This is a genomic window from Pedobacter superstes (assembly GCF_037622515.1).
GTDB lineage: Bacteria > Bacteroidota > Bacteroidia > Sphingobacteriales > Sphingobacteriaceae > Paradesertivirga > Paradesertivirga superstes.
The window spans coordinates 239,283-254,118 of sequence record NZ_JBBJCN010000004.1 but is presented as its reverse complement, the minus strand read 5'-3'; the positions used below and the strand labels follow the sequence as shown (position 1 = coordinate 254,118).

Below are 14,836 nucleotides of genomic sequence, written 5' to 3'. Positions count from 1 at the left end.
CGTGCTCCGACATATAATCCCACTTGTCATTGGCCTTTTACCTTTTGCATCTATTATGGCGCAAAAAACAGAAAAGCTGTATCTCTCGGGTACCGGGAACGATAATACCGTGCAATGGGATTTTATGGTTAGCGGTGGCATGAATTCGGGTAAATGGTCGAAAATTGCGGTGCCTTCTAACTGGGAATTACAGGGCTTTGGAAAATATGATTATGGTTTTTCAAAAGATTCAGTAAGGGGAAAAGAACATGGATTTTATAAACATACTTTTACAGTTCCAGCTTCTTTGAAAGGCAAAAAAATAAACATTGTGTTTGAGGGATCAATGACAGATACTGAAGTTAAAATTAATGGAAGATCTGCCGGTTCAACTCACCAGGGAGCTTTTTATGTCTTTAAATATGATATCTCTGATTTACTGAACTATGGATCTTCTAATGTACTGGAGGCAAAGGTATCGAAGCATTCTGCCAATCAATCGGTCAATGAAGCTGAACGAAAAGCAGATTTCTGGATTTTTGGAGGCATTTTCCGACCTGTGTTTTTAGAAGTTTTGCCCCAAGATCATATTGAACGGATTGCTGTTGATGCGAAGGCCAACGGACAGTTTACTGCAAAGGTTTTTCATTCAGCCAATGCGGATAAGATTTCGATCCAGCTTTATGCTTCTGATGGGAAAAAGTTTGGTAAACAAATTAACCAGGCTGTAAACGGAGTAGCTACCAGCCTTATTTCTGCGAAGTTCAGCTCTCCCAAATTATGGTCTTCAGAATTTCCAAACCTTTATAAAGCGGTGTTCACCTTATACAAAAAAGGAAAAACATTGCATACCATCGAACAGAAAATCGGATTTCGTACCGTGGAAGTCAAAGAACGGGACGGTGTATATGTTAATGGAGTTAAGATAAAGTTTAAAGGAGTAAATCGCCATTCCTTCTATCCCACATCTGGAAGAACTACCAGTAAAACAGTAAGCATTAATGATGTAAATCTGATAAAGGAAATGAACATGAACGCAGTGCGCATGTCTCATTATCCACCAGACGGACATTTTCTGGATGTATGTGACTCATTAGGACTCTTTGTAATGGACGAGCTTGCCGGCTGGCATGGTCACTACGATACGCCAACGGGTACGAAACTTACGAAGGAAATGCTTTCGCATGATGTTAACCATCCATCGATTGTTTTTTGGGCGAACGGAAACGAAGGAGGTCACAATCGTGAGCTTGATTATTTATTCGCAGAGGAAGATATTCAAAAGAGACCATTGGTTCATCCATGGGAAGATTTTAATGGATTTGATACACAGCATTATCGTGAATACAATTATGGTATAGGTAATTATCGCCATGGCCACAGCATTGTTATGCCGACCGAGTTTTTACATGGTATGTACGATGGTGGTCACGGGGCAAGTTTAGACGACTACTGGAACGATATGCTGATCAACCCGCTTTCAGCAGGCGGTTTTCTGTGGGATTTTGCTGATCAGGGAGTTGTACGTACCGACAAAAATGGAATTATAGATACCGACAAAAATCGTGGTGCAGATGGAATTGTTGGCCCATATCACGAAAAAGAAGGCAGCTTTTACACGATAAAAGAAGTATGGAGCCCTCTTTATTTTGAACCGCGCGAAATGACACCGGGGTTCAACGGAGCTTTTAATATTGAGAACAGGTATTATTTTACCAATCTGAATCAGTGTAAATTTAGCTGGAAGCTTTTGAACTTAAAAAACCAAAGCGCTAAAACAGGAAGTGCTTCTTCTCCAAATATTAAACCATTTGAAAAAGGGTTACTGAATGTTTCTTTACCTGCCGACTGGGGGAATTTTGATGTTTTATATATCAGCGCGACTGATCCTCATAACCGCGAATTGTTTACCTGGAGTTTTCCGATAACTCTTCCAAAAACAGAAGCAAACAGGTTGGTAATTACTGAAGGAAATGAAACAGTACGCTTATCGGAAACCGACACACTTTACAACGTTTCGGCAAACGGAATAAACCTCAGCTTCAGCAAAAAGACCGGAATTTTAAGAAGTGTTAAAAATGCAAAAGGCTCGATTCCTTTTACAAACGGACCGATTGTTCAGGAAGGAGCAACCAACTTTCAAAATATTATACACAGGCTGGATGGTAAGAATCTGATAGTTGAATCCACATTCGATAGAAAAGCTGCGTACAACACCATTCAATGGACAATTTATCCATCTGGTTGGGTGAAGCTGAATGTAAAATATTTCCCGGCAGAATACCTCACAAACTTCATCGGAGTCAATTTCTCATTCCCGGAAAACAAGATTAAGGGGGTTCAATACATGGGAGATGGGCCATACCGGGTTTGGAGAAACCGAGTAAAAGGCAATCAATTTGGCGTTTGGAACAAGGATTATAACACAACCGAAACAGGCGAGCAATGGGTGTATCCCGAATTTAAGGGATACCATTCGAACATGTACTGGAGTAAATTCATTACTACCGAACAGCCATTCACCGTAGTAGCTGAAAATGAAGATGTGTTTTTGCGCTTGTTTACACCTGCATGGAAAACTGATCAATGGCATAATTATGAACCTATATTTCCTTCCGGCGATATTTCATTTATGCAAGGAATTCCCGGAATAGGTACAAAAACGCAAAGGTCAGACAGGAGTGGGCCAAGGGCGGGTAAAAACGTTTTTTACGATTACGAAAAGGAACCTGCAAGGGCTCTGGATCTGACATTATACTTTGATTTCTCAGGTAAATAAGATGAAGATATTAAGATACTTTTTTGTTCTGCTAAGCATCGCCTTGTTCGCATCATTCAAGGGAGAGGAATTGTCTCCTATTAAACTTGAAAATTTGCGTACAGAGTTGTTGCTTAACCCTGTAGGGATTGATGTAACAACACCTCGTTTAAGCTGGGAGATTCCTGTGTTGGCTCGGGGAATAGAGCAAACTGCTTATCAAATTCTTGTGGCTTCAAGTTTGGAAAAGCTTAATGCTAATGAAGGCGATTTGTGGAATTCTGGTAAAGTGAATTCGAGCGAGTCGATTCATGCCAGATATGCAGGTAAGCCATTGAAAAGCAGAGAGAGGGCTTTTTGGAAAGTTAAAGTATGGACAAATAACGGCTTTTCAGATTGGAGCGCACCTGCATTCTGGAGCATGGGTTTAAAGGAATACAAAGATTGGGAAGGCCGCTGGATAGGCTTCGATCGCTATTTTCCATGGGATAACCAAGATCTGCCAAGATTATCAGCCAGGTATTTTAGAAAAGAATTTTCAACAACAAAACAGGTTAAATCTGCAACAGCATCTATCATCGGTTTGGGTTTATACGAGCTGTATATCGATGGAAAGAAGATCGGCGACCAGGTTTTAGCACCGGCACCGACAGATTATACTCAAAATGTTAAATACAATACCTTCGATGTCACAGAACACTTAAAAGCGGGAAAGCATGCGGTCGGAGTAATTCTAGGTAACGGTCGCTTTTTCGAAATGCGCCAAAGCAAAGCGTATAAGCAAAAGACATTTGGTTTCCCAAAACTGCTAATGCAGGTGAATATCACTTATGCTGACGGAACGAAGGAAACTATCAAAACCGATGAAAGCTGGAAGGGTACCGCAGATGGTCCTATATTGGCAAACAACGAGTACGATGGTGAAGAGTATGATGCCCGCAAGGAAATGTATGGGTGGAACCAGCCAGGATTCAATGAGAAAAATTGGTTGAAATCTGAGTATGTTCAGGAGCCTGGTGGAGCTTATGAGGCTCAAATGAACCAGTTTATGAAAGTAATGCAGGATATCAAGCCAGTGTCAATTACAAAACGGAGCAATGGAAATTACATCATCGACTTTGGTCAGAATATGGCCGGTTGGGTGAAACTACGCGTGAAAAGTGAAAAAGGTCGCAAGCTAACTCTCAAGTTTGCAGAATCTTTACAGGGAAACGGAGACTTGTTTATCGCTAACCTACGCGACGCCAAGACTACCGATACCTATATTGTTAATGGAGAAGGCATTGAAGAGTGGGAACCTCGTTTTGTTTATCACGGCTTTCGGTATGTCGAAGTAAAAGGGTATCCGGGTACACCCACCAAGAATGATTTTAGCGCCAGGCTAGTTTATGACGACCTGCAAACCGTTGGCTCTTTCGAAACATCCAATGCTTTGTTAAATCAGATTCATAAGAATTCGTGGTGGGGAATTGCTTCAAACTACAAAGGCATGCCGGTAGATTGTCCGCAACGTAATGAACGTCAACCCTGGTTAGGCGACAGGTCAACTGGCGCTTATGGCGAAAGCTTTTTGTTTGATAACACAGCTTTGTACACTAAATGGTTGGCAGATATCAGGTATTCTCAAAAAGCTGATGGAGCTATTCCTGATGTTGCCCCTGCCTTTTGGCGCTATTACAGTGACAATATGACCTGGCCGGGAACACTGCTTTTGATTTCGGATATGCTTTATCGTCAAACGGGAGATGTTTCCGTTCTTTATACCAATTATCCGGCTATGAAAAAGTGGCTGACATATATGCAATCTCGATATCTGAATGCTGAAGGTATTATGACCAGAGATAGCTATGGAGATTGGTGTGTTCCACCTGCAACTGCCGAAGCGGGACGTGGCGTAAATGCTGATCAGAAACATCCAAGTACCTTAATCGCGACAGCGTATTATTTCCATTATTTGAATATGATGAGCCGTTTTGCTAAGCTCACAGGTAATGATGCAGATATTTTAACATTTGCAGAGCTTGCATCCTCGGCAAAGACTGCATTTAATAAAAAATTCTACAACCAAAAGGGTTTTTACGGTGAGAATAACTTGACCGACAACATACTTGCTGTTCATTTTGGACTGGTTGAACCAGGGAATACTGATAAGGTGCATCGCCGGATAGTGAATATCATTGAGGTTGAAAACAAAAGTCATTTAAGCACTGGATTAATCGGGACTCAGTGGCTTATGCGTACACTTTCGGATATAGGAAGATCTGATCTGGCTTATAAAATTGCTTCTCAAAAAACCTATCCTTCATGGGGATATATGATTGAAAATGGCGCGACAGCCATTTGGGAGCTTTGGAATGGAAACACTGCTGACCCAAAGATGAATTCTCAAAATCACGTGATGATGCTTGGCGATTTAATGATTTGGTATTACGAGAATCTGCTTGGAATACAATCGGACTATGAGAATCCCGGGTTTAAGAGAATCGTTATGAAGCCTGAGTTGATCGACGGATTAAATTATGCAAAGGGAAGTTACCAATCGCCTTACGGTGTAATCAAAAGTGATTGGAAGCGGGATGGAAAAGCTTTTAACTGGAATATAACTGTACCAGCCAATACAAAAGCACTTGTTCATATACCCGCGGCTTCTGCTAAAGAAGTTAAGGAGGGAAACGAAAAGGCATCATCGGCAAATGGAGTGAAGTTTATAAAAATGGAAGACGGCAGGGCTGTTTTTGAAGTCGGTTCAGGTAATTACACATTTAATTCAGGCATTTAAAAAATATCATAATGAAACCTAAAAAACTAAAAACGTTGAGCGCGGCCATTTTCTGTGCTGCTTTACTTACTTCTTCTGCCTATAGTCAGGTTAAGCCTGATGTTAAAACAGAAGCCATGTTAGCAGAAACCAGAGCCAAGTCTGATGCTGATCAGGAAAAAAAAGCAGCCGAATGGGTTACATCCCTTAGTTTAAATGATGCATCAAAAGCGGCTCGTATTCAGGCGATTATAGCTACCCATTTAAAAACTGTCCGCGACTGGCACAATGATCATCCGTTTTCGACAGTTCCCGCAGGAATCAATCCGGTAACGGGAATTAAACTATCTGAATTAGACAGACAGGTTATCGCCAATTCGGCGATGCCTAATACGGTTCATGAAAACTTGATGAGTGGTTTAAGAAAAGATTTAACCGAACAGCAGGTAGAGGCGATTCTTGACAAATACACCATTGGCAAAGTAGCGTTCACGATGAATGGATATAAATCCATCGTTCCGAATCTTACAGCAGTAGAGGAAGCTGAAATTTTAAAGAATTTAAAGCAGGCCAGGGAGCAGGCCATTGATTACAAGAATATGAACCAGATTTCGGCAATCTTCGAGATCTATAAAACTAAATCAGAACAGTATTTAAATTCCAACGGCCGCAGCTGGAAGCAAATGTATAAGGATTATACAAACATGATAAAAGCGAAAAAGGCTGCTGATGCGGCGGCTGCTAAGAAGCAGTAGAGTGCTGACAGAAATTTTATTCTCCTCTTAGTAGGGGCGAGTAACGAAAATAATAAAGAAAAGAAAACGGGGTGTGTTCATTGTAAACTGTTTAACACACCCCTAAGCCCTCTCAAAAGGGGAATTATAGCGCCTTAAGGCATTTGAAGAGATGAAACATTACAAAAACATAAAATTAATTATCCTCCTGTTGATCACATCAACCGGATTTTTATCTGCCCAAACCAAGCCCTGGAAAAAGGGAATTTTGGTGGATGAATTTATTTACGAAACTGCTCCGTTTCCTGAATGTCATTCAGCAACCATAGCAGAAACTCCGAATGGCCTGGTGGCTGCATTTTTTGGTGGAACAAAAGAACGTAACCCAGATGTTTGCATATATGTAAGTCGTCATGAAAATGGAAAGTGGACGGCCCCTCAAAATGTTGCCAACGGTATTATGCCGGATAAAAGATATCCAACATGGAACCCTGTGTTGTATCAGATACCAAATGGCGAACTGATGCTGTTCTATAAAATAGGAGCGAGCCCCGGTACATGGCATGGCTGGTTGAGAACTTCAAAAGACAATGGTTTAACATGGTCGGATGCTCGTGCTTTGCCTCAAGGATATTTGGGGCCGGTTAAAAATAAGCCGGTTTTATTAAGCAATGGAAACTTATTCTGCCCTACCAGTACAGAAGGAAATAAAGGAGCAAACAGCTGGCAGGTTCACTTTGAAGTTACACCTGATTTCGGTAAAACCTGGCGAAAAATAGGCCCGCTTAAAGCCGATTCGGCAATTGACGCTATACAGCCGAGTATACTTGATCATGGCAATGGAAAACTTCAGATTCTGGCCCGCAGCCGTAACAGGGCTGTTTTACAGTCATGGTCATACGATAATGGCGAAACATGGTCCTCACTTTCAAAAACCACATTACCGAATAATAATTCGGGTACAGATGCGGTAACCCTTAATGATGGCAGGTTTGCTTTAGTTTACAATCATGTACTGCCTCCGGGCGATTTAGCTAAAGGCCCGCGTACGCCACTTAATTTATCTCTATCAAAGAATGGTAAAGATTGGTATGCAGCAGCTATTCTTGAAGATTCTCCGATAAGCCAGTATTCTTACCCTTCAATTATTCAAACAAAAGATGGAATGCTTCACGCCATATACACCTGGAGAAGAGAAAGAATCAAGCACGCCGTAATCGATCCGGACAAATTAAAACTGAAGAAAATAAAAAAAGGCATTTGGCCAAATATTAAAGGATACAAAGCACCTGTGGAGGGAGAGATAACTCAAGATTAATATGAGCCAGGAATTAAAAATATATTTTCCGGGAAAACTGGTTTTTGGTAAAGGATCACTCGACTCTTTAACAGAGGAGCTATTGGCTGTGCCTTCGGGAAAAGTGTTGATTATTACCATTGATCCACTTCTTTCCACTTTAGATAAGCTCATAAATACATTGAAAGATGCGGGCCTTTCTGTGTTCACAGATACAAGCATCACCCAGGAGCCGTCTTTTGATGATTTTAAAAACCTGCTGGCAAAAGTCAGTCCTTTTAATGCAGATGTTGTACTTGGAATAGGCGGGGGAAGCGTGCTGGATATCGCCAAACTTTTAGCTGCCCAACTCGGGAATGAACAAAGCCTGGAAGAAATTGTAGGCATTGGTTTACTTAAAGGGCGGAAAAAGAAGCTTATATGTGTGCCTGCTACCTCAGGCACGGGGAGTGAAGCTTCACCGAATGCTATTTTGGTCGATAACTTTGATAATCAGAAAAAAGGCATTATCAGTCCGTTCCTTGTTCCGGATTCCGTGTACGTTGATCCTTTACTCACTATAAGTGTTCCTCCTTCCATTACTGCAGCAACTGGTTTGGATGCCTTAACTCATTGTCTAGAAGCATATACCAATAAGTTTTCTCAAGCTTTTATTGATATATATGCATTTGAAGGAATGCGTTTGATTGCGGCAAACATTGTAAAAGCCGTAAAAGAAGGGACAAATGAAGAAGCACGAACACAAGTAGCTATGGGAAGTTTATTGGGAGGGTTTTGCCTCGGACCGGTGAATACAGCTGGAGTACACGCCTTGTCGTATCCGCTGGGAAGTATGTTTCATCTTGCTCATGGCCTTTCAAATGCTTTGCTGCTGCCTTATGTAATGGAATTTAATATTCCTGCCGCGCCTCAACGATATGCTGATGTGGCCCTTGCACTAGGTTGTACACCAGAAGCCTACCCAAATGATACTGCGTTTAAAGGTGTCGAAAAAATAAGAGAATTAATAAAAGATTGCGGGATTCCGGCAAGGCTTTCGGAATTGAGTATACCTCAGGACGCTATCCCGAAAATGGCAGAAGATGCAATGAAAATAACAAGATTACTAAAAAATAATCCGCGGCCCATCACAATTGAAGACGCCATCGGAATTTATACCGAAGCCTATTAATATGAAAACTCAAAAAAAATATCAGGGAACGATAGTGCCGGTTGTGACACCTGTTACCGCCGACTTTAAGCTGGATCATGAGTCTGTAGAAAAGATATTTTCGCATCTGTATAAGAACGATGCAATTCCATTTATTCTGGGCACCACCGGTGAATCAGCTTCATTATCAAATTCAGTTAAACTGGATTATCTTAAATCAGCGGTAAAGTACAAAAAACCGGGTACTACTTTGTATGTAAGTATTTCTTCAAATTGTTTTGAAGATTCTGTCGACTTCGCCAAACTCTGCTTTGATGAAGGTGTGGATGTTGTGGTGGCTACGCTTCCTACTTATTACAGGCTTTCGGAAGATTCAATGACAAAGTATTATGAACATCTGGCAGAGGAGGTAAAAGGGCCACTGGTTATTTATAATATTCCTGCTACCACTCAGATGTCTATTCCTTTAAGTGTCATAGATCATTTGAGTTTTCACGAGAACATTGTTGCAACAAAAGATTCTGAACGAAGTGTTGAGAGACTTGATAATTCGCTTAAATTATGGGCTCACAGAAAAGATTTCAGTCATTTTCTGGGTTGGGCGGCACAATCTGCTTACTCATTAATTCATGGAAGCGACGGCCTGATTCCCAGTACAGGTAATTTGCATCCGGGCCTGTATTATGAGATGACACAGGCAGTCCTTAATGGTGATCATTCAAAGGCCTACGAATTACAGCGTCAATCAGATTTACTTGGAAATCTTTATCAGGGCGGCAGATCACTCGGTGAATCTTTATGGGCATTGAAAGTGTTAATGAGTGAATATGGTTTATGTAAACCAAATATGCTGAAACCCCTGCAACTAATGTCGGCCGAAGAGGAGTTACAGCTTATTCAATCGTTTCACGAATTGATCAAAAAAGAAGGAATTCAAATAAATATCTCATTAACACATGTCTGATAAACCTATTTTAGGAATTACCATGGGCGATCCGGCTAGTATCGGGCCCGAAATTGCTATAAAAGCACTTTTACAGGATAAAATATACGCCATCTGTAACCCGGTTTTGGTGGGCGACGCAGGTGTTTTCCAGGAAATAATTCAACGGTTAAATCTTAAAGCTCTAATCAATCCAATCAAGGATGTTAGAGATGCGAAGTTTCAGTTTGGAACTATTGATGTTTTTGATTTACAGAATGTTAACCTGGATGAATTAAAGTTTGGAGAGATATCAGCGATGGCTGGAAAAGCATCGTTTGAAGCTGTAAAGAAAGTAATTGACCTGGCTTTGGCAGGTGAAGTTGATGCAACTGTAACCGGTCCGATCAATAAAAAGTCAATTAATGAAGCCGGGCATCATTTTGCCGGACATACCGAAATTTACGCCCAGTTTACCGGGACAAAGAAATACGCGATGCTTCTTGTTGAAGATAACATGAAAGTGATTCATGTTTCCACGCACGTATCTCTTCGTCAGGCCTGCGATCTAGTTAAAAAGGACCGGATAGTTGAGGTTGTAGAACTTTTACATAATGGACTGATTAGCCTGGGAGAAAAAAATCTAAAAATCGGAATTGCAGGTCTGAACCCTCATGCAGGTGATTCGGGCCTTTTCGGAACAGAGGATGATGAGGAAATTCTGCCAGCGGTTGAAGAGGCCAAAAGACGGGGTTACGATGTGGAAGGCCCGGTTCCGGCAGATACCATGTTCTCTAAAGCCGCAACAGGTTATTTCGGTGGAGTGGTGGCAATGTATCATGATCAGGGACATATTCCTTTTAAGCTGACCGGTTTTAAATGGAATGCTGATAAACAGCAAATGGATAGTGTAAAAGGGGTAAACATTACGATGGGTTTGCCAATCATCCGAACTTCTGTAGATCATGGAACAGCTTTTGAAATCGCCGGAAAAGGTGTAGCTAGTGCGGATGCGATGGTTTTGGCAATTGAATCGGCAGTACAACTGTCTAAATATAAAAAATAGTTAAGGACATGATAGCGGTAATCGCAGATGATTTAACGGGTGCGGCAGAATTGGCAGGAATAGGTTTAAACTATGGTTTAAATGTTGAAATTTCAGCTAAAGTGCCGTCCGTATCCCAAATCGATCTGTTAGTTATTGCCACAGATACACGTTCTAAAACTGAAGATGAAGCTGTTGCTGATATGCTAGAAGTGACGAAACAAATTGCATTGTTGAAACCAGAGTTTATTTTTAAAAAAGTTGATTCTGTGCTTCGGGGATACATTGTTTCTGAAATAAACGCTCAATTGAAGGTTTTAGAATATAAAAAGGCCCTGCTTATTCCGGCAAATCCGGCATTAGGCAGAACGATAGAAAATGGTAATTATCTTATTGACGGAATTCCCATTTCGCAAACAGGATTTTCAAGCGATCCGGAATTTCCTGCCAGGCATTCTGTAGTGCTTGACTTGTTAAAATCAGATCCGGCTGTACATGTTAGAAAATATTCTGATCCCGTCATGGAAAATGGGATAACTGTTGGAGAAACAAAATCTGATTCAGATTTACTGGGATGGGCGAAATTGGGCACTAAAGATGTTTTACTTGCAGGCGCTTCAGGTTTTTTCAGGGCGGTATTAAGCAAGGCAGGTTTCATTAAAAAAGCCAATCATCAGTCATCCGAAATTCTTTCCGGTCCTTTGCTTTATGTATTTGGAAGTGCTTTTTCTAAAAGTAAAGATATTGCCAAAAATATTTTATCAGGAGGCGGACCGGTTTATTACCTGCCTGAAGCACTGATAAATGGTAAGGATAATAATCGTGAGCTTGATCGTTGCAGTGATGAAATATGTAACTTGATAAATATTAATGAAAAAGCAATTATTGCAATAGATGCTTTGAAGGAAATTCCAGTAAGTGCATTGGAATTGAGAACCATTATGGCCCAGCTTGTAAAAAAAGTTTTTAATAAAGTAAATATTAAAGAACTGATCATTGAAGGTGGCTCGACCGCATCGGCGATATTGAAGAGTCTTGAAATTGAAACCTTAAAACCTGTTAACGAATATGCGACAGGGGTGATCCGTAGTAAAGTTAACAGCGAAGAAAATTTATATGTTACATTAAAGCCAGGTAGTTATAGCTGGCCTAACCAAGTTTTAACGTTCTAAGAACAAAAAGACCATAAACCTTTTTTTTATATGGATAAATCTCTTTTAAGTGGTATTGATTACGCTATAATTATTGCAGTATTACTTATTACGCTGTATTTTGGTTTTAGATTTTCCCGTAATCAAAATTCAACCCAAACTTATTTTGCTGCTCATGGAAGGGTCCCCACATGGGCAATTGGTATGTCATTACTGGCTACATTAATTAGTAGTGTGACTTTTCTCGGATATCCCGGTGAAGGATATTCATCTAACTGGATCTTGCTGGTTCAGGGTTTAATGGTACCTATTGTTTTATTGGGTACTATCTGGTTTATTGTTCCGCTGTACCGTAAAGTAATAGGCTTAAGCACGTACGAGTACTTCGAAAAGCGATTTGGCCCTGTAGCTCGTTATTACAGTTCAATTGCCTTCGTTCTCCGGCAGTTTTCTGGAATGGGAACAGTGTTTTATTTATTAGCAATAGCTATATCAAGCATGACGGGCGGTAATCCATTTCTTATTATCGCTGTAGTCGGTTTTATAATCATTGTCGTTAACCTTATGGGAGGAATTGAAGCCGTAATCTGGTTAGATGTTTTCCAGGGTTTCATGCTTTTTGCCAGCGGAATATTATGTCTGATAGTTATTCTGTTTTCTGTTGATGGCGGCCCTTCTGCAGTCTGGGATATCGCCAAGGCAAACGGACGAACAGGTTTTGGACCTTATGACCTTGATTTTACACGTTTAACATTCATCGTTATGGTGATTAATGGTGCTTTTTATGCCATCCAGAAATACGGAACTGATCAGACAGTAGTGCAACGTTATTTAACCGCCAGAAGCGATAAATCGGCCATCCGGGCATCCATGATGGGCATTTTACTAACAGTACCCGTGTGGACCATGTTTATGTTTATCGGCACAGCCTTGTTTGTGTTTTATAAACAGCAACCCCTGCCTGCAGGAATTCGTCCTGATGCTGTTTTTCCGTATTTTATCATGACTCACCTTCCAACCGGCGTGATCGGATTTATTCTGGCTGCAATGATTTCGGCTGCAATATGCAGTTTAAGTGCGGATTTAAATTCTCTGGCGGCCGTGGGAATAGAGGATTATTACAAGAAGTTGCGCCCTAAAAATGCTGATATTCAATACTTAAAGGTTAGTAAAATATTAGTGGTAATTTCCGGCCTAATCTCAATCGGTATTGGCGCTATTTATATTAATTTGGGTAATGAAGGGATTTTAGGAATTATTTTCACTCTTTACGCCATCTTTTCCGGTGGCATTGTAGGAATCTTCCTTTTAGGGTTATTTAGTGCCAGAGCCAACAGGCAGGGTATCAATATCGCGATTGTAGTTTGCATTATCTTTACGGCCTATGCCTTTTTGACTTCCACTAAAATTGGTTTCGGAGAAAATAATTTTTTATTACTTGATATGGGAGTATACAACTTTACCCATAATAAACTCATGCTGGGTGTGTATAGCCATCTTGTAGTTATTGTTGTTGGTTACGTCGCTAGTTTGTTCTTCCCAAAACCTAAACTGGATAAGTTTTTACTTTATAGCGGCTGGCAGGAAGCAAGAAAGGAGCGGAAAGAAGAGCAATTACGTGCGGAGGCAGAGAACTTATCTAAATAAATGTTTATGAAGTTTGTATTTGTATTTTGTTTTTCTATCCTCGTAAATCTTTCATTTGCGCAAACTTCTGATAATGCGTTTAAAAAACCTTTAAAAGATGTTATCGCCCAGATAGAGAATCAGTTTCACGTTAAAATCCGTTATCCCGAAGACCTGGTAAAAGACAGGATAGTTACATACGCAGGCTGGCGCTTTCGCCCGGATTTAGAGGAAACTTTAACCAACGTTTTATCTTCTCAGGATATCACCTTTGCCAAAGAAGGCGAGGGGAAATATAAACTTCAAAGTTTTCAATATCATCTCAAAACACCATTACAGGGTAAACAGCAGCTGGATTTTCTTTCTCTGTATTACAACGATACTGCAAGCTGGGAAAAACGCAGGGCAGAACTAAAAAGCTGCATGTGGGAAGCTTTGCAACTTTCGCCAATGCCTGCTAAACCTAAGAGTAAACCTTTTACCAGCAATAAAAGAACATTTGATGGCTATACAGTGGAGAATGTTGCCCTGGAAGTTTTACCTGGGCTATATGTTTCAGGTTCATTGTATCAACCCTTAAATTCTAAGGGGAAAATTCCTGTTATTTTAAATCCGGACGGGCATTTTGGTGATGGCCGATATCGTGCAGATGCTCAATACCGTTGTGCTATGCAGGCAAGAATGGGAGCGATGGCTTTCAGTTATGATTTATTTGCATGGGGCGAATCTCTTTTGCAATTTAAAACCGAAGATCACAGAAGGGCGCTTGCCCAAACTATCCAGTTTTTAAACAGTGAACGGATCCTGGATTGGATGCTGTCCTTGAAAAATGCAGATCCTAAGCGTGTTGCTATAACTGGAGGCTCAGGCGGAGGTAGTCAGACCATGCTGGTTACCGCCTTAGACAATAGAATCACATTAAGTGTTCCGGTTGTTATGCTTTCTTCTTACCATAGTGGTGGCTGCCCTTGCGAGAGCGGAATGGGGGTTCATTTATGCGGTGGAGGAACTAATAACGTAGAAATAGCTGCTATGGCAGCACCGCGACCTCAACTGGCCATCTCCGATGGTAAAGACTGGACGCAGCAGGTTCCGGAGGTTGAATTTCCCTTTGTTAAAAGAATTTATAGTTTTTATGGCAAAGCCGATGCGGTTCAAAACGTTCATCTTGCCTCCGAAGGACACGATTACGGAATTAATAAACGCCTGGCGTTATATGATTTTTTATCGGAGAACTTCAGGCTGGATCTGAGAAAAGTACAGGATAAAACTGGTAAAATTGATGAGTCGAAGGTTACGATAGAGAAATATCCGGCAATGTATGTGTTCGGTGAAAAAGGTGAGAAGCTCCCTCCAAATGCCATAAAAAGCTTTGAAGAATTGGAAAAAGTATTCGCAAACAGTAAGAAATAAATT

General features: G+C 40.8%; 10 protein-coding genes. All 10 read left to right on the top strand.

The genetic code is table 11. The features are described 5' to 3' along the window. Positions 1–55 precede the first annotated feature (55 nt). Positions 56–2,758 carry a glycoside hydrolase family 2 protein gene (locus WG906_RS13185; RefSeq protein ID WP_339993161.1) on the top strand — a complete coding sequence of 901 codons (2,703 nt, stop codon included), beginning with the start codon at positions 56–58 and terminating at the stop codon, positions 2,756–2,758. 1 nt (position 2,759) lies between these two features. Then, positions 2,760–5,516, top strand: coding sequence for a glycoside hydrolase family 78 protein (locus tag WG906_RS13180; RefSeq protein WP_339993159.1), 2,757 nt, complete (start codon positions 2,760–2,762; stop codon positions 5,514–5,516). An 11-nt stretch (positions 5,517–5,527) separates the two neighbouring features. Then, positions 5,528–6,250, top strand: a complete 723-nt coding sequence (locus WG906_RS13175) for a DUF3826 domain-containing protein (RefSeq protein WP_339993158.1) — start codon at positions 5,528–5,530, stop codon at positions 6,248–6,250. 151 nt (positions 6,251–6,401) lie between these two features. After that, positions 6,402–7,547, top strand: a complete 1,146-nt coding sequence (locus tag WG906_RS13170) for a sialidase family protein (protein ID WP_339993157.1) — start codon at positions 6,402–6,404, stop codon at positions 7,545–7,547. A gap of 1 nt (position 7,548) precedes the next feature. Next, positions 7,549–8,697 (top strand): iron-containing alcohol dehydrogenase, encoded by a 1,149-nt coding sequence (locus tag WG906_RS13165; RefSeq protein ID WP_339993156.1) that lies wholly within the window; start codon positions 7,549–7,551, stop codon positions 8,695–8,697. Position 8,698: 1 nt separating this feature from the next. Next, positions 8,699–9,640 (top strand): dihydrodipicolinate synthase family protein, encoded by a 942-nt coding sequence (locus tag WG906_RS13160; protein ID WP_339993155.1) that lies wholly within the window; start codon positions 8,699–8,701, stop codon positions 9,638–9,640. Then, complete coding sequence (gene pdxA, locus WG906_RS13155; RefSeq protein WP_339993154.1) at positions 9,633–10,664, top strand: 4-hydroxythreonine-4-phosphate dehydrogenase PdxA; 1,032 nt, start codon at positions 9,633–9,635, stop codon at positions 10,662–10,664. Before WG906_RS13160 ends, pdxA begins: the two co-directional genes overlap by 8 nt. An 8-nt stretch (positions 10,665–10,672) precedes the next feature. Further along, positions 10,673–11,815 (top strand): four-carbon acid sugar kinase family protein, encoded by a 1,143-nt coding sequence (locus WG906_RS13150; protein WP_339993153.1) that lies wholly within the window; start codon positions 10,673–10,675, stop codon positions 11,813–11,815. Between the two features lie 30 nt (positions 11,816–11,845). Then, positions 11,846–13,441, top strand: coding sequence for a sodium:solute symporter family protein (locus WG906_RS13145; RefSeq protein WP_339993152.1), 1,596 nt, complete (start codon positions 11,846–11,848; stop codon positions 13,439–13,441). Positions 13,442–13,447: 6 nt separating this feature from the next. Continuing rightward, the gene (locus WG906_RS13140) at positions 13,448–14,833 is read left to right on the top strand and encodes a DUF4974 domain-containing protein (protein WP_339993151.1); all 1,386 of its coding nucleotides are present in this window, start codon (positions 13,448–13,450) and stop codon (positions 14,831–14,833) included. The last annotated feature ends 3 nt before the right edge of the window (positions 14,834–14,836 follow it).